Consider the following 22,470-nt stretch of genomic DNA (forward strand, 5'->3'; position numbering starts at 1 on the left):
GATAATACACAGAACAGGGAGTTCCGGTCATGGCAGATGGTGTATCGATTATCAAGATTGGCGGTTCAATCACCGATATAGCCACAGCTGCAGAGCAATTCCTTGGTAAATCGAAAGATGACCGTGAACAGGAAGCGCGGGAAGTATTGGAGGGGCATCTTCGCTCCATCCTTGGTTCGATGACCGTCGTGGAAATTTATAAAAACCGTGAAAAGTTTTCCCAGGAAGTACAGAGGGTAGCCTTGCAGGATTTAGCTAAAATGGGACTCATCATCGTATCATTCACAATAAAAGATGTTCGTGACAAAAATGGATATCTTGAATCCCTCGGTAAGCCAAGAATAAGAGGGATGCCGATATAGCTACCGCAGAAGCAGAAAAAGAAACGCGAATCAAGCGAGCCGAAGCATCGAAGGAAGCACAGCGAGCTGAACTTGAAAGGGCAACAGAAATTGCGGAAGCCGAAAAAATCAATAAGCTAAAGGTTGCGGAATTCCGTCGCGAGCAGGATATTGCCAAAGCACGAGCTGACCAAGCTTACGATCTTGAAACGGCTAGATCTAAGCAGGATGTAACCGAACAGGAAATGCAAATCAGGATCATCGAACGGCAGAAGCAAATTGAGCTGGAGGAAAAAGAAATCCTTCGCCGTGAAAAGCAATATGATTCAGAAGTGAAGAAAAAGGCCGATGCCGACCGATATGCGGTAGAGCAGGCAGCCTCTGCCAACAAGATGAAACAGATTACAGAAGCGGATGCCGATAAGTATAAAATTGAAGCCATGGCAAAAGCGGAAGCGGAACGCGTTCGCATGGACGGGTCTTGCTAAAGCGGACGCCCAAAGGGCACAAGGTACGACAGAAGCGGAAATCATCAGGTTAAAAGGGGTAGCAGAAGCAGAAGCAGAAGCCAAGCAGAAAATAGCTGAAGCTTTTGAACAGTTCGGGCAAGCCGCTGTAATGGACATGATTTTGAAAATGCTGCCGGAATATGCAAAACAAGTGGCAAGCCCGCTTAGTAATATCGACAAGATTACTGTAGTGGACACAGGTGGAAGCGGTGCGAATGGCGGGGCTAATATAGTGACTGGATATGCAACGGATTTAATGGCAACCTTGCAGGAGTCATTAAAAGCATCTTCGGGAATTGATGTCAAAGACTTGCAAGAGAATTTCTCGGGAAAGCGCAATTTACCATTTACCACCATCAACCAGGAGAATGTCGAAGCGAACATGAATATGGCAGCAGGCAAGGAAGAGTAACAGGGAAGAAGTTAATAATACTGTTCATCACATGAATTAAAGTTGTTGTATTAGAATAAGAAGTACTGCAAAAGAAAAAAAAGAATTTAAATAACCTGAAAAATATTGAAGAATTAACCATTAAGAGCAATAGGGCCAAATCATACAAAAAGAAGCAACAGATATACAATCTGTTGCTTCTTTTTGTTGAAGTGCTTTGACATTTATTCTGTTAACTCTACTGAATATTCATAGTTGTTGCCGTTTGGTATTGTAGTGAAAACAGAAAGCCGACTGCCCTTTATAATGGGGACTTTCCCATCTTCAAAGTCGTTTCTCATACTCATTGAGGATGACGGGGCAATACTAGCTACAACTCTCACCTCAGCTAAGTCCTCTGGAGAGTAGGTTTGGAGAAAGTTAACTATTATTAACCTATGCGAATATGTATCTAAAACAGAAAGCCCAATCCTTATTAGGATCAAGCTTTCTGAGAGTTTGATAATTTATAAAAAATGTTATATATAAAATAATAGGAGTTAATTGATCCTAGGTGTGTTAAAAAGGCCCGTACCTAATCAAATGAGCTATAATTACAGCTATAATCCCTATTCCATATTGAATTAGAATCAGTGGCCAGACCCATTTTGCCCAACGTACCCAAGGAATACCTGCTAAGGTTATAGCCGCCATGAAATATCCTGATGTTGGAAAAATAATATTTCCAATTCCATCTGCTATGGAAAATGAAAGTACAGTTGTCTGTCTAGTAACCCCGATTAAATCTGCCAAAGGTCCCATAATTGGCATAGTTAAAGCAGCTTGTCCACTTCCAGATGGAACTACAAAGTGAATAAGAACTTGGAGTATAAACATTCCTCCAGCACTAAAAACAGAAGGAACAAGTTGAAGTACAGAGGAAGTATTATGTAAAATCGTATCGATGATATGTCCTTGTTCTAGAACGATTAATATTGCTCTCGATACTCCAATAACTAGGGCTCCTGTAATTAATCCCGCTGAACCTTTCATAAAAGAATGAACGATTTGATCTGCTGAAAGTCTGCCGACCAGACCTATGAGAATTGCTAGTACAATAAAGAGAGCTGCAATTTCTGTAATATACCAATGAAATTTGATTACACCAAATGCTAAAAAGATGAAATTAAGTAAAAAACAAAAGAGAACCCATTTATGTCTTCTTTCAAAAATAACAGGCGAGTTCAGTATTTGCTCTAAGTTTATATCCTGATAACCGCCAAAATACCCAATAGAACGGTCTTTTTTGACTTTCATGGCATGTCTGTAAACAAATCCAACCCCTACTACATACATAACAATAAATAATAAAATCCGATATGTGATTCCAGAGAAAAGTGGAAGGCCAGCGATTCCTTGGGCAATGCCAACGGTAAAAGGGTTCATGACTGCAGTTGTAAAACCAATTGAAGCTCCTATTAATACGATGGCTGTTCCAGTAAATACATCAAATCCTAGAGCGATAGCAAGAGGAATAAGAATTGGAATATAGGCTAGGGTTTCTTCAGCCATTCCCATAAGAGACCCTCCCAATGCAAAGAATAACATCATAACGGGAATTAACCATTTCTCCTTGTTAGCGAACTTTCTTGACATAACTACCATTAAAGTCTCGATTGTACCGGTAGCTGTAAGGACTCCGAAGGTACCTCCAATAATAAAAACAAAAAAGATGATATCGGCTGCTTCCACCATCCCGGTGTGTATGGCTTTGAAATAACTAAAGAATTGAACGGGTGATTGATCTATTCTGGTAAAGGATCCTGCATCTACTATTTCACGTCCGTTTTGTTCAACCCTTTCATACTCTCCTGCCGGAATAATGTGGGTTAGTATAGTGGCAACCAATAGTACGAATAGCAGCAAAACAAATACATTGATTGTTTTGCTGCTATTTGTTTTTTCACTCTTCACCTCTTCTATTTTCTGTTGTAATTGAACCAAGTTATTTCCTCCCTCTCTTTAAATTCATCACATTACTTTTGTTTCATCTGTTATTAAAATATTAGAATTATTCTGTTTATTTAACAAATTGAAAAATCCTATAGTTACAATTTGATAAATTAATAGTATTGTTTTTTTCGTTTTATAAATGAAACAGTAAATTTATTGATTTTCCTTAAAGTTCTAATTTAATTAAAGCTGTTTACTAACTATAAGAAACTTCAATTACAACCATAAAACCTTTTAATTAGTTGTATTACATCGATTTATATACAATTTAACAATAACGAGTATTCTATTTTAAGCGAATCGGAATTTAAATTAGTTACTAGGGGGAATAAAAATGGACACAGCTGAATTGAATAAATTAACAAAATGGGCAATTGAACATAGGAGATATTTTCATCAGTATCCCGAATTATCTGGCGAAGAATTTGAAACACGTAAATATATTAAACAGCTTTTGGACAAGTTGAATATAGAAATATTAAATTATGAACCTCCGAGCATAGTAGGATATCTTAAAGGTACAGAAGGTAGCACAACTATTGCCCTAAGAGCCGACATGGATGCACTCCCTGTTGAAGAAGAGGGTGAAAAAAGTTATATTTCACAAAAACCTGGAGTTTCTCACGTTTGTGGACATGATGGACATATGGCCGTGTTATTGGCGGTAGCCAAGTGGTTGTCGGAACATAAAAGGGAAGTAAAACCAAATATCGTTTTTATTTTTCAATCCTCAGAAGAAATGTCTCCTAGTGGTGCTGAATCTTTAATACGACAAGGGGTATTAAATGAAGTCGATATGATTTTTGGAATTCACTTGTGGCAACCCCTTCAGAAGGGAAAGATTGGAATACGCTCTGGTGCGATGATGGCGTCAGTAGATGATTTCCGTATAACGATCGAAGGAATGGGGGGACATGGTGCTTCACCTCATGAAACAGTAGATTCTGTTTATATATCAAGTCATATTATAGGAGCCCTTCAATCTATTATAAGTAGAAGAATTGATCCATTGAATCCAGCTGTTATTTCTGTTGGGAAAATGGAAGCAGGAACTTCTTACAATATCATTCCTACCAAGGTATCCATGTATGGGGCAATACGAACTTTATCAAATGATACAAGACATTATATTTGTAGTGAAATGAAGAAAGTTATTGAAGGAATTTGTAATAGTTTTGGAGCGAAGGGAAGTTTAGAATTGTTCGGGGGATTATCTCCTGTGATGAATGATAAAGAAATGAGCCATTTTGTGGGAAAGACAGTCAAAAAAGTGTTTGGGACAGAAGTTTTAGTTCACGTAGATCCTACTATGGCATCGGAGGACTTTTCTTGTTATTTAGAAAAAAGAAAAGGGGCTTTTATTTTTGTAGGAACCGGAGGGGAAAAGAGCGCTTATCCACATCATCACCCCAAATTTGACATAGATGAGGACGTTCTAGAGACTGCAATAAACTTATTCATAGGACTTGTACTAAATTATGAAGAATAGTCCGATTTGAAACATTAGTTGAAAAGATAGTATTTACTAAAGAATATTCAACAGTAGTAAACAAAACAAAAAGTCCTGAATAATATCAAATGATATTATAGAGGACTTTTTGTTTACTATGGTTAGAAAGCAAGGGTCATTCTTTACTATGTTGTAGCTACCCAAGCATCTTTTAATAGGTCACTAAAGGAATTAATAGTAGCTCCTTCTGTTCGCGTTTTTAAATAAATTAAAGATGTTTCAATCGTTTGAGTACAATAATGTAAAGGAACGAGTAATCCGTTGGCAAGTTCTTCTTTAATGACATTTTCCCCAAGTAAAGCAATCCCTGTTTGATTGAGTACAGCACGTCTAATGGTTTCATCACTTCCACCGAATTCAATGATAGACGCCGGTCTATAATTCATCTCGGAAAAGCATTGATTAATTAGTGTATCAAAGCTACAGTTTCCATGAAATGCTAGAAAAGGATATTTTTCTAATATTTTTTCTTTAGTGTTATCTTTTAAAATTTCTGCAGCAACTACTAGTACTGCCCTTTCTTCACCAAGAACATGACTTTCAATATCTTTATGGTTACATTCACATGCAATAATTCCTATATCTGCTTCATTACTAAGGATCTTTTCAATAACGTCCAGACTATTGGAAGGTATAAGTTTTAATTTAACTTGTGGATGAAGGTTTATATAGGCATTTACCAAAATTGATAGGTAGTGACTACAATAATATTCAGATGCTGCAATAGAGAGTCTTCCAGATGGACCATTCAATTCCTCCAGGTCTCTTTCTAATTCCTCCACAACATTAAATAACTTATCTGTATGTTTTTGTAACTTTTTACCTGCGGGAGTTAAAAAAGTATTTTTTCCAATGCGTGTAAAAAGTGAATGACCAAGTTCTCTTTCTAATACTTGAATTTGTAGCGTAATAGTTGGTTGTGTGTATCCTAAAATTTTAGCTGCTTTTGTCATATTCAGGTGTTGGGCAACAACCTGGAAAGTTTTCAAGTTTCTAAGCTCCATACTTTTTCCTTTCATACCTGAAAAAATAGATATAATTTTGCATTTAACAGTATTAAGTTTTTCTATGGTTACCATTAAATTAATTCATTTTATCTCTATTTTAACCTGTGATAAATTTATTGCGGGCACAATTTAGATGATATTCATACTATCAGAAGATGAATATGAAGGCAAAAATGTTAGGATTAACATTGAAAATCAAAAGAATGATTTAAATTAGGATCATGTTAGAGTCGTTTAAACTCTTTATAGTCAGGTTTACAGTCATTTAGTTAAAAATAAACTCATTTACTGAACGGGGATACAATAAATTTTAATTATTTAAACAATGGGTTCAGGTATAACTCCTTATAGTTGAATTGCTCGTTCTTACAGTTTTATTATTTATTATGATTGAAATAACTTTCTACGTGCAGCTTTGTTTCTACGAATCCGATGGCAAGGCGACTTCTGTACAAGGTGTGTTTCTTGGTTATATATTAGCTAACTATAGATTTATAGGTCCCAAATTACAGAATCAGTTTAATTCAGAATCTTCATAAATCTTTTCGTTGCGGGGGTTCCTTTACTTTGAATGACTGCATTAATGCATTTCATCAAAAAATAAATGGTTAATTATAAGGAACAAGAGGCTCATGTATATTCAATAAGAATATGCTGGGCCTTTTTTATAAGGAATGCTTAATCACTAAGTTTTTTTAATAGATACTATTAAATTAATTAATTTTTCCGTTTGTTTATGCTGTGATAGATTTAATTGGAACTTAGTAGTGGCAACTGCTTTGAAGAAAAAAAAATTAAAGGAGGAATAATATTGTTCCCATTTAGAGTTTTAAATCAAGAAAATATTAAAGAGTTATTAGACATGAGAACTGTAATAGAGTTGGTCGAAAGAGCCTATACGTTGAAGGAGAAAGACGAGGCTTCTTTATTTCCGATGGTATTTCATGAGTTTGAACCAGGTAAAGCAGATATGGATATTAAGTCAGGAGAATTAGTAGGTGCAAATATCTTTGGCTTAAAATTAGTTTCATGGTTTGGGGACAATCCTTCTAAAAACCTTCCGGCCGTTGTAGGGACAGTTCTAGTGCTGGATAGTCGTACAGGAGCCCCTCTAGGCATCATGAGTGGTGAGTTTATTACTATGATGCGCACTGGAGCTGCTGGAGGTATAGGAGCCAAATATTTGGCAAGAAAAGATTCAGAGCATCTCGTTTTGGTTGGTTCAGGGCATTTAGGACCTTTCCAAATTATAGCTACCTTGATGAATATGGAGAATATCAAAAAAGTAACTGTTTACAACGCTAATTCTTTTGAACATGCTAATGATTTTTGTGAATCGATAAAGGATAAATTATTGGAACTTCTTGCTCCTTATAAAGATCTAGAAGAAGAATTTTATAATCATATGCTTCAACGAATCAACATTTCATTTGAAGCAACACAAGATATTCAACAAGCAACAGAACAAGCTGACATCATTATTACCGCAACTCCAGCTCGTAAACCTATAATTAAAAAAGAATGGGTGAAACCAGGTACGCATATATCATGTATAGGTGCAGATATGGAAGGGAAGCAAGAAATCGATGAAAACCTTTTTGTTAACGCAAGAGTGTTTGTAGACGATGTAGGTCAAGCCATTAGTGTAGGTGAGACTGAAGTTCCGTATAAAAAAGGACTTATTGCAACCATTCAAATTGAGGATGAAATAGGAAGTGTGATTTTAGGTAAAGTTGCCGGTCGTGTTTCTAATGAAGATATTACGATTTTTGATAGTACGGGAATATCTTTACAAGATTTATTAACAGCTAACTATCTTTTAGAACAAGCAACTGAAAAGAAACTCGGTCTTATTACAACACTTTAATATATATACAAAGGAGATTTATTATGAATATTAAAACATTTGCAGTAGAACAATGGATGAATGAATACGAAGTGGAAGCTGTGTACAATATTGCAGAGACTTGTGTAGAGTCGCTAACAGTAAACGAATTAATCTCAATTGATGGAACAGATCCAGAGAAATTTCTCGTTGATTTGGGCAAGAACAAATTAACGTATGGGCATATTGAGGGCTCTCTAGACTTTAGAACATTAGTATCAAATCAGTATCAATCTCTTGATGCTGATAATGTACTAGTAACAAATGGTGCCATTGGTGCAAACTTTTTATTACTTTATTCTCTTATCCAACCAGGCGATCATGTAGTTGCTGTCCATCCGACGTATCAACAATTATATGAAGTTCCTACATCATTTGGCGCAACTGTAGACTTATTACCTTTACGAGAAGAAAATAATTATTTACCGGATTTAAATGAGTTGAAATCCTTAGTAAATGAAAAAACAAAAATGATAATAATTAATAATCCAAACAATCCATCAGGCGCTATTATCGAAAAAGAAATGCTTGAAGAGATTGTAGAGATTGCTCGTTCTTATGATGCTTATATCCTTTGTGATGAAGTATATCGTAAGTTATTACAAGAAGACGATTTAGTAGTTCCATCTATTGTAGATTTATACGAAAAAGGTATAAGTACATCTAGTATGTCAAAAGTGCTCTCATTAGCGGGTTTACGTCTTGGGTGGATAGCTGGACCAAAAGAAGTAATTTACGAGTGTTTTAGACATCGTGATTATACAACAATAAGTTGTGGTATGTTAGATGATATTTTGGCAGTCCATGCATTGAAGAATTATGACAAAATTTTAGATCGAAATCGTAAAATTATTAAAGAAAATTTAACTATTTTAGACGCATGGGTAGAAAAAGAACCTTTAATTTCATATGTTAAACCACGTGCTGGTACAACTGCTATGCTTAAATATGATCTCCCCGTTTCTTCAGAAGATTTTTGTATTGGTCTCTTCAAAGCAAACGGTGCATTCCTCACGCCTGGTTCTTGTTTTGATATTGAAAGTCATGTTCGAATCGGTTACGCCTGCAAAACGGAAGTATTAGAACAGGGGCTTCAAAAAGTATCAGAATACCTTCGAACATTTAAATAATTTAGGTTTGAAATTATTATAAAGAAATTTAAAATATTAGTTTAATTTGTGCAATGGCCAAAATCATTAGATTTGTCAGATGCGTTAGCAACTCTTGAGATAAAACAAAGAAAAGAATTTATTTGGTATTAGAAAAGCCTAAAATAGGCGTATTCCTGTATTAGGATTAATGATTAAAATTGAAATTATTAATCCTAATACAGGTTATTCAAAGGTTCCTCTTTTAACAGTTACCAAAGAACAAATCGATAAAGTATTAAGCTTGATATAGCATTAGCAAAATTAGCAAAGTATGAAAAGACAATAAGCTAATAACTTGTTAAAAGGAACTTCAGAATTAAAAAATCTCAAGTTTCATAGACATTTAGCATTAAAAACGTCTTATTAGATACTTATTTTGGATAAAAGAGAGAAGCAATTCTAGATGACGCTCCTTATACTCCTATTTTGAAAAAATAAGTGGGGAAGAATTATGGATAGAATTATTGAAGAGATTAAAGTTATTGCAAGATGCTTAGATACACTCAGCAATATAGGATATAAAGATTTTCAACTTTCTAGGGGACAGTACTTGTATCTCATTCAAATCTGTGAACACCCTGGAATGATTCAAGAAAAGATAGCTGAAATGATTAAAGTAGACAGAACTACAGCAGCTCGCGCTATTAAAAAGTTAGAAATAAATGAATTTATAAAAAAAGTAGGTGATAAGGAGAACCGAAAAATAAAAAAACTATTCCCTACAGAAAAAGGTAAAGAATTATATAAACTGATAGAAAAAAAAGAGAAACACTTCAATGCATCAGCTCTACAGAGTATTAATATAGAAGAACAGCAATTAGTTTTAAGTCTTATTCAAAGAATAAGAGGAAATATTGAAATTGATTGGCAGCATATAAAAAAGGGTTCTGGCTGACATAATTTTGTGAACATAGAGATGGTATCTGCGGTACTACTTTAGCTTTCGTATATTAGTGGTGACGATGGAAGAACGCGGCTTATCGATGGCTCACAAAACATTATGCGTGGGTTCATCAAAATGAACCTGAATTAGATGAAAGAGTACGGGCGTAATCATAAGTAATGACTCCTTGAACGTCGATGAAACGTATTTCAAAGTAAAAGGTCAATGGATGTATCTGTATCTTGCAGTGGATTCAAAGCTTTATTTTCAGTAAAACTAGTGACAAAAAGGCTGCAAGCACTTCTTCAAGAAAGCTTTGCGGTCTTTAATTTATCTAAACCTTGACTCATTCCGGTCGATAATAATCAGGTTTAAAAATAGTGGAAAGCAAACCAGAAGGATGCAACTTAGACAACAGAAATATTTGAATAAATAGTGAAGCAAGATCACCGGATTTTTAAGAGGCAAGTCTTATTTCATGATAGTATGAGGATTCAAAACAGTTTTGAACAGCCAAACAGATCATCTGTGGATTGGCGGTGATGTATATGCTGAAAAAGGACAATTTCATCAAGGGGGAGTCAGTCCAACCAGAGATTGAATTAATATTATTTGGAGTAGCATCATAACTCATGGTTGAAAAACAAATTTAATATTTAAATTACAAAGATACTAATTTATTAAGGAGAATGTATATCTATGTCTCTTATAAAATTAAGAAATGTTATAACTCTATTAACTACAATTGTTATGTTGTTAGCAATAATTAGTATGGCAGTATCTACACCTAAAAAACATGTATCTGCAAAAGGAAAGGATAACGATGAAAAAGGAACGGCTGTTCAAGTGTTAGACAAGGGAAAGTGGGCACCTAATACTTATAATTCGGTTCAACAATTGATTAACAATTATGGGGAAAATGGTCCGAAATACAATTCGAATAACGCACCTTATGCCGTCTTCGACTGGGATGACACTAGTATAATAAATGATGTAACGGATAAATTTTTTATCTATCAAATAGATCAGTTAGCGTATAAATTAACTCCGAGTGAATTTGCCAAGGTTATTAAATTAACTGTGCCAAATGGTCCTTTTTCGGGAGAGGTAAAAAATAATAACGGAGAGCAAATTACATTAGAAAAAATTACCAGGGATTTAAACAGAGATTATAAGTATCTATATAATCATTATAGTGGACTTAAAGGTAATCAACCATTAGAGAAAATTCATCAAACAAACGAATTTAAAGATTTTAAAATAAAATTGTATTTCCTTTATCAAGCTATTAATGAAACATACGGAGCAGAAGTTGCTTACCCATGGGAGATTTTCTTTGTTGCAAATATGACAAAATCTGAAGTATCTAAATTAGCGATAAATTCACATCGTCATAGCTTACAGGTAGGGATTACAGATGTTAACCTGACTAGCCCTGTATCCATGAAGGGAGATACTGGGGTAGTAAGTATATCTTATACAGATGGTATGAGATTAGCACCTGAAATTTCAAATCTAATGCATACTTTCAAAAGTAATAAGATTGATGTTTATGTGGTGTCTGCCGGATTTGAACCTGTTGTAGAGGCTATTGCTTCAAGTCCAGAATTTGGGTATAACATTCCAAAAAATCACGTATTCGGCTTAAGATTGGAAAAAAATGATCAAAAACAATTTGAACCAATGTACAAAAATGGTTATCCATTTACTTATCGTGAGGGGAAACCAGATCTCATTAGAAGCAAAATTGCAATTAAAAAAGGTGGTAAAGACCCTATATTTATAGCAGGAGATAGTAATTCCGACTATGGTAATTTCACTGAATTAAATGGGATAAAGCTTGGAATGATTGTCAATCATTTAAGTAGTGGTGATTTTGGTAAAGTTTCTAAAAAAGCTGTAGAACAAATGGGTAAAGCAAATCCAAAATTTGTCCTACAAGGTGTAAATGAAAATACTGGTTTATGGATACCGTCAGAATCTACAATCGAATTAGGAACCAATAAAGAGGTTCTCTTAAATCAAGAATTAAAATAGAAAGTAATGAAAAAATAAGGTTATGGTGCAAAAACAGAATTGATGGATGTAACCTAGATGATATTCCAAATAGTTCATGTGTGAATTTGACTTTATATTGGACAATTACACCTGAGTTGGTGCAATTGTCCTTTTTTTATACGCCTGGTTACAATTTCCAGAAGTGGATGTTTCATACTGCTTGGTTCCCAACAAAGAACGTGCCACGTTTTGGGGTAAAAACGATGATTTATTCAGCTAAATTGTTAAGGTGCCGTATTCGATTGATTTTAACGCCATTAGGCATTATCTTTTTCTCTTTTAATTGCTCAATGACTAAAAATTCGTTAGATGTTTTATCAAAATCTAAAGCCATTGTAGATATTTTAAAATCCAAGGATTTTTTTGAAAAAATGATATAGGTTTCATCGTCTTCTTTTGTTTGCTTGAGATGACGCAGTACTCTTTTATCTATATAGTCTCATATCAATGAAACCAATCCACAATAAGTTCTTGGGGTCATGGATAAGCGCGTACAAATCTCACGTTAAAATTATAATGTCAGGCCCGTCTTGCTTTTAAAAACATGAAATAGCGATAAAAATATTCACTTAACTATGATAATAAACCTCTATTAGAAACTATTTCTTTGAAGGAAATTAAAACTGGAAAGATTGAGGTGTTATTATATGGATCTTACACCATTAATAAATATAGTCGATACTCGAAATAACCCTATTTATGTACAAATCTATAGTTACTTGCGACTTGAAATTGAAGAAAATAGATTAGAAAAAGGAACTAAATTGCCTTCCATTCGTAAGCTAGCTCAACGTTTAACAATCAATAAAAATACTGTAGAGAACGCTTATAGACAATTACAAGCTGAAGGCTATATTACTAGTCGCGAAAAAAGTGGATGGTATGTTTGTGATTTAGAACCGGAATTAATTAAGCAAGTTAAAAATTCCATAGACCTCTCGAAGCCACAAATATTACCTGAATGTAAATATAGTAGCACCATGCCAGAGGTGGATATAATTTATGATTTTCGCTATGGAAAGATCGACGCACAACATTTTCCAGGTCCACTTTGGCGTAGAGCATTAACTAAATCACTAAGCATGGGTATGACAAATTCGCAATATTACGGTGATCCTCAAGGAGAACTTCTGTTACGTGAAGAATTGGTTCGTTTTTTATATCAATCCCGAGGTGTACGTTGCAATGCTGATCAGGTTGTGATTGGTTCAGGCACTCAAAATATATTATCTATGTTAACATTACTTCTTAATCAATATGGGAAGAAGATTGCATTTGAAGATCCTGGATATGATGCTGCCCGAATTGTATTTCAAAATGCAGGGTATGAAATAATACCGATTCCTTTAGAGGAAGATGGGATAGAAGTAAATAAGATACAAGAAAGTGATGCCCGGTGTGTATTCATTACACCTTCACATCAATTTCCGTTTGGGATGACCCTACCGATAAAAAAAAGACTACAGCTGTTAAAGTGGGCTAATGAGATTGATGGTTTTATATTAGAGGATGACTATGATGGGGAATTCCGCTTTCACGGGCACCCTATTCCTTCCCTACAAGGATTAGATACGAATGACAGGGTAATATATTTGGGAACATTTTCGAAGTCCTTAGCTCCTTCATTTTGTATGGCTTATATGGTATTACCATATCGTTTGCTTAATATATGGAAGGAAACATTTTCATTATATAATTCAAATGTTTCGCAAATACAACAGGAAGCATTAATTATATTTATGAAAGATGGACATTGGGCAAGACACCTAAAAAAAATGCGCAAACTTTATGCGAGTAAACAGGAAAAGCTACTACACGCATTGCATAAGTACTTATCAAACCAAATAGTTGTTAAAGGTGCAGGAGCGGGGTTACATGTTGTTATAGAAGTTCCTAACTTAAATGTTCATGCATCAAGCATTATAGAAAAGGCTAATCAACTTGGAATAGGTTTATATTCAACAGCAAGTTATTGGATAAACCCCATCGGAAGAGAACGTCCTGATTTTTTAATAGGTTTTGGTGGGATCAATGAAGAAGACATCGAAGAGGGTGTTCAATTAATAGCTTCAATTATTAATGAAAATCTATAATTTAATTATACGCATAAAAAAAATTATCATATAACTTCTAATGAAATAACCTGATATTCAAAGAGGCTGACTTTACAGTAATATAAGATGAAATTCTTTGAGATAGGGAAAGAACTTTATGTAAAATCTCGAGTCTCCATAGTTAACTATGGAGACTCGAAAATTAGGATCCAAAAATCTATTTTGTTAGTTCTTCAATGGTTTTAATTATACTTTCTTCGGCCTTTTAGTTGCCCTACCGTGGACCAAGCATACCCAATTCTAAAGTGCCTATCACTTTTCAAATGTTATCTGCAATTATTAAAATCCATTTTGTCCTATTTATCAAGAGGGAAACTGTATCTTTTCAATAGTAAGATATCTGTTTAAATATAAATATTACCATTCTGATGGTTAATGAACCTAACTGCATCCTATCTACCTTTTCTCTTTAATAGAGTTCCGGGTAGTATAAGGTAAAGTCATCATTTGAATTAAAGGAGAGATGCGTATGTAGATTAAGAGAAAGACTATGAACAGAAATTGCCTGAAGAGCTGGCATGCCCAAAAATAAAGTATCATTCGTTGAAGTATTCAATCACCGACTGCCGTTTCACAGGCTTAAATTTTACCTTTGAAAACCTCACCATATTTTATGGTAATCATGTCCAAAAAAGAACTCAAGGAATTCATCATACACGGAGCCTGCGCAGTACTGTTTATTATTCACTCAACTTTTCTTATGCGGGGTGGGTGACCACATACGTAAAGCCGAACTATGCTATAAACATTGAAGTTCCCAGATCTTTAGGAATCACCACCAATTTATTGAAACTCGTGTATGAGAATAACTATGAAGTTGAAGTATCCACCAGGAGTAATAATTCCCGTGGCTAAACTGAATGAAATTATTGAAATTGCTCAAAAGCAAGATTGCTACTATCTAGTAGTAGACGAAGCCTATTGAGATGTTAGTCGTAGCTTGTAAGAGATTGAAATCTCAATAATATTTACAAGGTCAATTAATACTAGGATTATATTAACTTGCAATAATCAATAAATAAAAAGAGCGTGTAAAAATAGTTACATGAAGACAAACCATATTAGTTAACTTTAATTTAAGTAGTTATTCTTAATTTTGGAGGCGCTGTATGATAAAAAATAATAACCAACAGATGGAACTGAATCGTACCATGAAAGGTAGGCACTTGTTCATGATTTCCCTAGGGGGAATTATCGGGACTGGACTCTTTCTCGGCTCTGGATATACCGTTAGTCAAGCTGGACCAATTGGTGCAATACTTGCCTACTTGGTAGGTGGATTAATTATGTATCTAACGATGCTTTGTCTAGGTGAATTGTCTGTAGCAATGCCGGTCGCTGGATCCTTCCAGGTTTACACTTCTCGCTTCATTAGCCCAGCAATCGGATTTACTGTTGGCTGGAATTATTGGTTGGGTTGGGCTGTAACCATTGCATTGGAGTTACTATCAGCTGGAGTATTGATGAAACGGTGGTTTCCAGATTCTCCAGTGTGGATGTGGTGCTTAATTTTTGGAAGCGCTTTATTTTTGGTAAATATGCTCTCTACTCGAACATTTGCTGAAACAGAATTTTGGTTTGCAAGCATAAAAGTGAGTGCTATTGTTTTGTTTGTTATCCTCGGAGGAGCAGCTATGTTCGGTCTAATTGATATGAAGGATGGCCAGGAGGCACCATTATTTTCTAACTTTACAACATCTCGCTTGTTACCTAATGGAGTTGCGGGTTTTCTAATGACAATGATTACAGTAAGCTTTGCATTTCAAGGAACTGAGTTAATTGGGATTGCAGCTGGGGAAAGTGAAGATCCAGAAAAAAACATTCCGAAATCAATTCGAGCTATAGTGTGGAGAACACTTTTCTTTTATGTACTTGCAATATTTGTCTTATCAGGAATAATACCTTCTAGTGAAGCCGGTGTGATTCAGAGTCCCTTCGTTGTAGTATTTGATAAGATTGGAATTCCTTATGCATCGGATATTATGAACTTTGTTATTCTGACAGCATTACTATCTGTTGCTAATTCTGGCGTATATGCGTCAACTCGGATGCTTTGGTCGTTATCCCAAGACAACATGGCTGTTTCAAAATTAGGTAAACTTAATAAGAAAGGAGTGCCAATGAACGCACTGCTTCTGACGATGAGCATCTCATCACTTTCCCTACTATCAGGCCTAGTGGCAGAAAATACGGTTTTCCTATGGCTAATTTCCACCGCAGGTTTAGGGACAATAGTTAGCTGGATTGCCATTACTGCCTCACAGATTGCGTTTCGGAAACAGTATTTAGCCAAAGGAGGGACTCTAGAAGAATTGAAATTTAAAACACCTTTGTATCCTTACTTACCATTACTTGCCCTACTTCTTAATCTTACTGTCCTAGTTAGCTTGGCGTTTGATCCGGACCAACGTATGGGTTTATATTGTAGTATTCCATTCATGGTAATCTGCTATTTATATTATAAGCTTCGGATTGAAAAGAAAAAAGAAGCTTTACAGAAAGATAATCTTAATGATTCTATTGAAAAAATAAATGAAATAAGCTAAAGGGAGGAAAAAAATTATATTTGTCTTAGGGAAATTTTTCTCTAATATTAACGTCTACAGGCGTAATCCTTTTCTCTTTTAATTGTTCAATGGTTGAAGAGATGGTGAAGTTAATCGTTACTTAAGCACCGTGGTATTGTGGAGTGACAAACAGCCAAGGACTTTTCGAAAAAGTGCTTGGCTGTTTTGTTATCTTTGGATTTACTTACATAAAGATCATTTGTATTACCTCCCGAATGGGAATTCCAGAAGGGTTGGTTCGTCTTTCTTGTGGTATTGAAGATGCGGATGATCTCATTGCTGAATTGGAACAAGTGTTAGCACATCTTGAATCCAATATGCAAGTATCTAAATAAAAATACATTCGGGCAGACTTTAGGCTGCCTGTCCATTTTAGAAATAAGCATTATGACACTTCGTATTGCATTACTTGGATTTGGAATTGTTGCCCAGGGATTAACTGGAATTCCGAGAGATAAAGGTAAAGCGTTACAAAGTAGCATTGGGTTTGATGGCAGGATTGTGGCGATTTCTGATCCTATGAAAGGGTCTCTTTATCATCCGGAAGGATTAGATTTAAATCAGGCATTAAAGGTCTGTAAAAGACACGGGAAAAGGATATGATGCCCAATACAAGGTTGTTATTTAAGCCAATGTGGACATGAATATTCCATTAAAACGAGATCAAGTGTCATGTGAGGGAATCAGCAGTTTTACTCCATAAGATATTGAGTGGGCAAAGGCACAAGGAAAGCATTGGAAGCTGATTGGCCTAATGAAAAGAAGGGGATAAGGTGGAGGCGAGTGTTGCGCCCGAAGCAATCCCTGTAACGGATCCACTTGCAGGAATTATGTAATCACTTTCTGACGGGTGTCAGCTAAACCAGTACACTGAATGTCTACTAATAAATAAAGTTCACTTCTGTTAACTCTGGAATAGCTACAGAGTAAGCTAGATCCTTGTCTATTGTTATCACGCGAGTTTCGGAAAGCAAATTGGACTATTTTTATACAAACTAACCCGTCCGTAAAAGTACACTTTTACGGACGGGTATTTTTATAAACTTCTCTTGTTTTAACGTTCGTTAAAGTTTAAAAACACTTTACGAACGCTTTTGAAAGAATAAGAGAGAGAAAAGTAGAAGAAGGAGTGAAAAAATGGATGTTCGTAAATTCGGATAAATACGAGTTAGCAGCAAAGATCAAAATGAAGGACGACAACTTCAAGCCATGAAAGAAAAGGGCCTTATTAATAGAAGAAACTCGACAAAAGATTAGACTTTGATCAATTATCTGTTTTGCCACTAATATTGCGGGAGAAAAAATATACCTGGTTCAGTTAACTTGTTGTTGTAATTCTTTTTATGATTGGCAATTATTTTGTTCATGTCAAGTAGTTCTGATATTATTGCTGAACTGTTGAAATTGAATTAATGGAAATTATTAATGACCCTATTTAAAATAAAACACATTCCTTTTTATTAGTTATTTTAAAAGGATTATTATGAGTATGATTTAATAGAATATATATTTATTTCAATAAAGAAATGGATGTAATAGATTCATTTGAATATCATTCTGTCCTATTTCAACTAACCCAAACTGTATCTTTTCATTAGTACAATATGTGTTTAAATATAAATTGTAAGCATCAAGATTTAAAAAGCATTACTTCACTTTATCTATGCTATCTACCTAGGTAGAGTGGAAATTCAGATTATTTAATTTAAGGGAGAGATTACTATGTGGTTTAAAAGAATGACTATTGAAAAAGAATCACCTGAAGAACTTGGATACGAAAACATCAAGTATAATTTGTCGGAGAGTTCAATTGCCGATCTTCGCTATGAAGATTTAAATTTTACGTTTGATAATCTCACTATATTTTATGGTGATCACAGTGGAAAAAAAGAATTAAGAGAAATAATTGCAAAAGAACACTACAATATGGATGCAAATCAGGTGTTAATTACTAATGGAGCTTGTGCAGCATTATTTATTATTCATTCTACACTTCTTATGCCGGGAGACCACATATTGGTAGTAAAGCCGAATTACGCTACTAACATAGAGGTTCCACGGTCTTTAGGAATCACTACTAATTTACTAAATCTTACATTTGAAAATAATTTTGATGTGGATATAGAAGAGCTAAGGAGCCGAATTACACCGGAAACAAAGCTAATAAGTATTACATATCCACATAACCCAACAGGAGTAATGATTTCTGAAGATAAGCTAAATAAAATTATTGAAATTGCCGAAGAGCATAATTGCTATTTAGTAGTTGATGAAACATACAGAGATTTAACATTAGGAGAAAAATTGCCAACTGCTGCATCCCTTAGCTCAAAAGTAATTAGCGTTGAATCGTTATCAAAAGCTTATGGTTTACCAGGAATCAGAATGGGATGGCTTGCCACTCAAGACAGTAATTTAAAAGAAGCATTCTTGGCAACTAAAGAGCAAATATCTATATGTAATTCTGTTTTTGATGAAGAAATTGCTTATCATGTTTTTAAAAACAGAGAAAAGTTCTTAGAAAGTACTAGAGAAGATAATTTATTAAAATTTAATATCGTCAAAGAATGGATGGAAGAACAAAAATATCTTGAATGGGTTGAACCAAAAGGCGGGGTAATCTGTTTTCCGAGAATAAAATTAGATATTGATATTGATACAAACGAATTCTATAAGGTTCTTTTTGAAAAATATGGAACTTTAGTGGGTGCAGGTAGATGGTTTGAAATGAGTGATAGACATTTTAGAATTGGATACGCTTGGCCTACTGTAGAGCAATTAAAAGGTGGATTAGATAGTATTATCAAAACTATCGAAGAATTAAAGAAAAACTAAAAAATATTATCTAAAATAACTCCCGAATTTTAACTTTTAGAGATTCTTATTTGTTTAAGAATCTATAAAAGTTTTACAAAATACAACCATGTATATAACTAGGAGGAATATTTATGGTATTACAATACTCTCATGAACCATTTTCCAATTTTTAATTAGATACCAACAAAAAAGAATTTCAAGACTCACTAGCCTATGTAAACACACAGCTTGGCAAGCATTACCCATTAATTATCAATGCAGAACGCATTGAAACAGAGGAAAAAACATTTTCAATGAATCCTGCTAATACGAAAGAAGTTATCGGTAGTATTTCATTAGCTAATAAAGAGTTGATTGAGCATGCAATGCAATCTGCATCAAATGCTTTTGAATCCTGGAAAAAATGGAGCTCAGAACATCGGGCAAATATTCTATTCCGTGCGGCAGCTATTATGCGTTGCAGAAAACATGAATTTTCTAGTTATCTGGTAAAAGAAGCAGGAAAGCCTTGGAATGAAGCTGACGCTGATACAGCAGAAGCAATTGACTTCTTAGAATACTATGCACGTCAAGTGATTCAATTAAAAGACGGTGTACCTGTTAAAAGCCGCGATGGTGAATATAATCAGTATAATTATGTTCCTCTTGGAGTTGGTATTATTATTTCTCCATTTAATTTCCCACTTGCTATTATGGCAGGTACAGCTACAGCTGCAATAGTAACGGGAAATACTATTTTATTAAAACCGGCTGAAGCCACACCTGTCATTGCGGCGAAATTTGTAGAAGTAATGGAGGAAGCAGGGTTACCTCAGGGTGTATTAAACTTCGTTCCATGTAGGGGCTCTGAAGTCGGGGATTATTTGGTGGAGCTTCCTCAAACACGTTTCGTTTCATTTACGGGTTCTCGAGAAGTCGGGTGTCGTATTTATGAAAAAGCTGCGAAGGTCCAACCAGGTCAAAAATGGCTCAAACGTGTCATTGCTGAAATGGGGGGGGGAAAGATACAGTGGCTGTGGATAAAGACGCAGACCTTGATTTAGCAGCATCTTCTATCGTGTCTTCTGCATTTGGATTCTCAGGACAAAAATGTTCGGCTGGCTCGCGTGTCGTTATTCATCAAGACGTATATGATGAAGTGCTAAATAAAGCCGTTGCCTTAACAAAAGCATTAACTGTAGGCGATCCAGAAGAGGTTTCTACTTATATGGGACCAGTTATTCACAAAGACTCTTATAAAAAAATCATGTCTTATATCGAGCTTGGAAAAGAAGAAGGCCGTTTAGTTGCTGGTGGAGAAGGTGATGACTCTACAGGGTATTTTATTCAGCCAACAATCTTTGCAGATGTAGATGAAAATGCTCGTTTGATGCAAGAGGAAATTTTCGGACCTGTCGTGGCATTTTCGAAAGCACGAAATTTTGATCATATGATGGAGATTGTCAACAACACAGATTACGGATTAACTGGAGCATTGTTAACAAAAAATCGTGAACATATCGAACGTGCTCGTGAAGAGTTTCATGTTGGAAATCTATATTTCAATAGAGGTTGTACTGGAGCAATCGTTGGGTATCAGCCATTTGGAGGATTTAATATGTCGGGAACAAATTCAAAAGCAGGTGGACCAGATTATTTACTTCTTCATATGCAGGCAAAGACAACATCAGAAACATTTTAAAATTTTTATCTAGGGATTAATATAGCTTTATAAACTAAGGTAAGTTTTGGGATTTCCTTTGGTGAAGAAGATAAAAATATTCTGGATAAAGGAACTATGCCTGTAAAACGAGGAATGGCAGAAATGCAAAAAGATGGCGTCATCATGGACGTAATCAATGCTGAGCAAGCAAAAATTTCAGAAGCTTCAGGTGCTGTGGCTGTTATGCATTAGCCAAAAATAAGGAAAACAGGTGTATGCAATAATTTTAATCCTAATATAGAGATAGCCTAGCGCTTATCTAATTGAAGCCCATGCTAATCACGTACCTATTATAGAATTCTGGTAGCAGTATATCTAAAATGTAGAGATTATCTATGATTGAATTAAAGTTTTTATTTCAATACCTAATGATTGGAGAAGGGGGGGAGTAAGATGAATATTTATCAGGCAACTATACTAGACGTTGAAGGGATTTCGCATTTATTCAATTCGTATAGGGTTTTTTATAGGCAAGAGTCTAATCAGGAAGAAGCTAAAGCTTTTATTTTAAAGCGTTTTCAACAAAAAGACTCGGTAATATTTGTAGCTGTTCATCAAGGAAATTATTTAGGGTTTACACAAATGTATCCGTTTTTTTCATCGGTTGCAATGAAGAAATTATGGATTTTAAATGATTTATATGTACTAGAATCGGCTAGGAAACAAGGTGTAGCTTCAAATCTACTAAACATAGCAAAAGAATATGCTAAGAGTACGGGTGCAAAAGGAATAAAGCTCGAGACAGAAATTAATAATACATCTGCACAAAAATTATACGAGACAAACGGATATGAGAAAGATAATGTGAATTTTTATTACAGTTTAGATGTAAAAACCAAAACAGTAAAATATTAAGAAGTTTTTCCTATATATTTACTTCATAACCTTTATTCACATAATAAAACAGTTCTGGGAAATATAAGAGATTGTGTGATTACATACCTCTTATTTACCTAGAGCTGTTTAATTTTAGAGAGATTTGTAAGGAAGTAGAGGTTCTTTATATAAATATTTTGTAAGCCCAAACCAACTTGTAGGAAGGTAGTAAAAATCAAGGTATGGGACTTATAAAACTGTATTATTTCTAAACATTCTAATTTTTTATAAAGTAACTGTAAGTGTCCTATATTATATATTCTCATTAATAATTAGGATATTAAATGTATACCCTCTTCAATTTTCTTTTCATTAATTCCACCAAAACCAACTAAAAAGTCAGGGCGTTCTTTTCCTATAGGATTAACCCAGTAACTGAACTCTTAACGAAAAAAAGATAGGCATTACGGCAAGTACTAGGCAGCAACATTGAAGTAAATGGCAGCTTATAAAGGCTTACCGAAAATGCTCAATTATAATTATTAAGGCATTCATTCTCATATCGAAAATATGGAGCTTCCTGTGTATGGTTGGTCAAGACATCTATGGAAACGTCATTTCTTGCGATTTGGCGGATTTAGAAACCTTACTAATTTCGGGTGAAATATACATCTCCTAAATGCTTACGCTTAGTATTAGTGGATTTTTAGCGAGCTGATTTAGTGGA

14 protein-coding genes and 4 pseudogenes are annotated in these 22,470 nt (G+C 34.7%); 16 read left to right on the plus strand and 2 right to left on the minus strand.

What is annotated here, in order from left to right; translation table 11 throughout:
- Positions 1-5 precede the first annotated feature (5 nt).
- A pseudogene (locus tag AC1DVB_RS15255) lies at positions 6-1,262 on the plus strand (flotillin family protein); the annotation flags it as partial.
- A gap of 537 nt (positions 1,263-1,799) precedes the next feature.
- Here AC1DVB_RS15255 and AC1DVB_RS15260 read toward each other — a convergent pair.
- On the minus strand, positions 1,800-3,224 hold the full coding sequence (locus AC1DVB_RS15260) for a YfcC family protein (RefSeq protein ID WP_477589839.1): 1,425 nt from the start codon (positions 3,222-3,224) through the stop codon (positions 1,800-1,802).
- Positions 3,225-3,567: 343 nt separating this feature from the next.
- On the opposite strand from AC1DVB_RS15260, the gene AC1DVB_RS15265 reads away from it, so the two are divergent.
- The gene (locus tag AC1DVB_RS15265) at positions 3,568-4,722 is read left to right on the plus strand and encodes a M20 metallopeptidase family protein (protein WP_477589841.1); all 1,155 of its coding nucleotides are present in this window, start codon (positions 3,568-3,570) and stop codon (positions 4,720-4,722) included.
- Positions 4,723-4,868: 146 nt separating this feature from the next.
- Here the strand turns inward: AC1DVB_RS15265 and AC1DVB_RS15270 are convergent, their stop codons facing one another.
- Complete coding sequence (locus AC1DVB_RS15270) at positions 4,869-5,822, minus strand: LysR family transcriptional regulator (RefSeq protein ID WP_477589843.1); 954 nt, start codon at positions 5,820-5,822, stop codon at positions 4,869-4,871.
- A 739-nt stretch (positions 5,823-6,561) separates the two neighbouring features.
- Between AC1DVB_RS15270 and AC1DVB_RS15275 the strand changes: the two genes are divergently transcribed.
- The 14 genes and pseudogenes from AC1DVB_RS15275 (at position 6,562) to AC1DVB_RS15340 (ending at position 21,782) form a co-directional block, all read left to right on the plus strand.
- Complete coding sequence (locus AC1DVB_RS15275) at positions 6,562-7,617, plus strand: ornithine cyclodeaminase family protein (protein ID WP_477589845.1); 1,056 nt, start codon at positions 6,562-6,564, stop codon at positions 7,615-7,617.
- Between the two features lie 23 nt (positions 7,618-7,640).
- Positions 7,641-8,765: an aminotransferase gene (locus tag AC1DVB_RS15280; RefSeq protein WP_477589847.1), complete on the plus strand. Its 1,125-nt coding sequence runs from the start codon at positions 7,641-7,643 to the stop codon at positions 8,763-8,765.
- A gap of 472 nt (positions 8,766-9,237) precedes the next feature.
- A complete protein-coding gene (locus AC1DVB_RS15285; RefSeq protein WP_477589849.1) occupies positions 9,238-9,681 on the plus strand; it encodes a MarR family winged helix-turn-helix transcriptional regulator in 444 nt (147 codons plus the stop codon).
- Positions 9,682-9,856: 175 nt separating this feature from the next.
- Positions 9,857-9,943, plus strand: coding sequence for a DDE-type integrase/transposase/recombinase (locus tag AC1DVB_RS15290; RefSeq protein ID WP_477589870.1), 87 nt, complete (start codon positions 9,857-9,859; stop codon positions 9,941-9,943).
- 425 nt (positions 9,944-10,368) lie between these two features.
- Positions 10,369-11,706 (plus strand): HAD family hydrolase, encoded by a 1,338-nt coding sequence (locus AC1DVB_RS15295; protein ID WP_477589851.1) that lies wholly within the window; start codon positions 10,369-10,371, stop codon positions 11,704-11,706.
- A 668-nt stretch (positions 11,707-12,374) separates the two neighbouring features.
- On the plus strand, positions 12,375-13,820 hold the full coding sequence (pdxR, locus tag AC1DVB_RS15300) for a MocR-like pyridoxine biosynthesis transcription factor PdxR (protein WP_477589852.1): 1,446 nt from the start codon (positions 12,375-12,377) through the stop codon (positions 13,818-13,820).
- Positions 13,821-14,950: 1,130 nt separating this feature from the next.
- Positions 14,951-16,387, plus strand: a complete 1,437-nt coding sequence (locus AC1DVB_RS15305; RefSeq protein WP_477589854.1) for an amino acid permease — start codon at positions 14,951-14,953, stop codon at positions 16,385-16,387.
- Between the two features lie 143 nt (positions 16,388-16,530).
- Positions 16,531-16,743 carry a PLP-dependent transferase gene (locus tag AC1DVB_RS15310; RefSeq protein ID WP_477589856.1) on the plus strand — a complete coding sequence of 71 codons (213 nt, stop codon included), beginning with the start codon at positions 16,531-16,533 and terminating at the stop codon, positions 16,741-16,743.
- Positions 16,715-17,011, plus strand: coding sequence for a hypothetical protein (locus AC1DVB_RS15315; protein WP_477589858.1), 297 nt, complete (start codon positions 16,715-16,717; stop codon positions 17,009-17,011). Before AC1DVB_RS15310 ends, AC1DVB_RS15315 begins: the two co-directional genes overlap by 29 nt.
- A 558-nt stretch (positions 17,012-17,569) precedes the next feature.
- Positions 17,570-17,644, plus strand: a pseudogene (locus AC1DVB_RS15320) (recombinase family protein); the annotation flags it as partial.
- A 486-nt stretch (positions 17,645-18,130) separates the two neighbouring features.
- Entirely contained in the window at positions 18,131-19,243 is a 1,113-nt protein-coding gene (locus tag AC1DVB_RS15325) for an aminotransferase class I/II-fold pyridoxal phosphate-dependent enzyme (protein ID WP_427524613.1), read from the plus strand.
- A gap of 113 nt (positions 19,244-19,356) precedes the next feature.
- Positions 19,357-20,906, plus strand: a pseudogene (gene pruA, locus AC1DVB_RS15330) (L-glutamate gamma-semialdehyde dehydrogenase).
- A gap of 96 nt (positions 20,907-21,002) precedes the next feature.
- A pseudogene (locus tag AC1DVB_RS15335) lies at positions 21,003-21,113 on the plus strand (pyridoxal 5'-phosphate synthase lyase subunit PdxS); the annotation flags it as partial.
- Positions 21,114-21,320: 207 nt separating this feature from the next.
- Complete coding sequence (locus AC1DVB_RS15340; protein ID WP_089364620.1) at positions 21,321-21,782, plus strand: GNAT family N-acetyltransferase; 462 nt, start codon at positions 21,321-21,323, stop codon at positions 21,780-21,782.
- Positions 21,783-22,470 lie beyond the last annotated feature (688 nt).

It is taken from the genome of Peribacillus sp. P4_D6, assembly GCF_056401795.1.

Excerpts from the sequence above, each read along its gene's own strand:
- AC1DVB_RS15325 (WP_427524613.1), top strand. The coding sequence starts at position 18,131 with ATGTGGTTTAAAAGAATGACTATTGAAAAAGAATCACCTGAAGAACTT.
- AC1DVB_RS15340 (WP_089364620.1), top strand. The coding sequence starts at position 21,321 with ATGAATATTTATCAGGCAACTATACTAGACGTTGAAGGGATTTCGCAT.
- AC1DVB_RS15265 (WP_477589841.1), top strand. The coding sequence starts at position 3,568 with ATGGACACAGCTGAATTGAATAAATTAACAAAATGGGCAATTGAACAT.
- AC1DVB_RS15280 (WP_477589847.1), top strand. The coding sequence starts at position 7,641 with ATGAATATTAAAACATTTGCAGTAGAACAATGGATGAATGAATACGAA.
- AC1DVB_RS15270 (WP_477589843.1), bottom strand. The coding sequence starts at position 5,822 with ATGGTAACCATAGAAAAACTTAATACTGTTAAATGCAAAATTATATCT.
- AC1DVB_RS15305 (WP_477589854.1), top strand. The coding sequence starts at position 14,951 with ATGATAAAAAATAATAACCAACAGATGGAACTGAATCGTACCATGAAA.
- AC1DVB_RS15285 (WP_477589849.1), top strand. The coding sequence starts at position 9,238 with ATGGATAGAATTATTGAAGAGATTAAAGTTATTGCAAGATGCTTAGAT.
- pdxR (WP_477589852.1), top strand. The coding sequence starts at position 12,375 with ATGGATCTTACACCATTAATAAATATAGTCGATACTCGAAATAACCCT.
- AC1DVB_RS15295 (WP_477589851.1), top strand. The coding sequence starts at position 10,369 with ATGTCTCTTATAAAATTAAGAAATGTTATAACTCTATTAACTACAATT.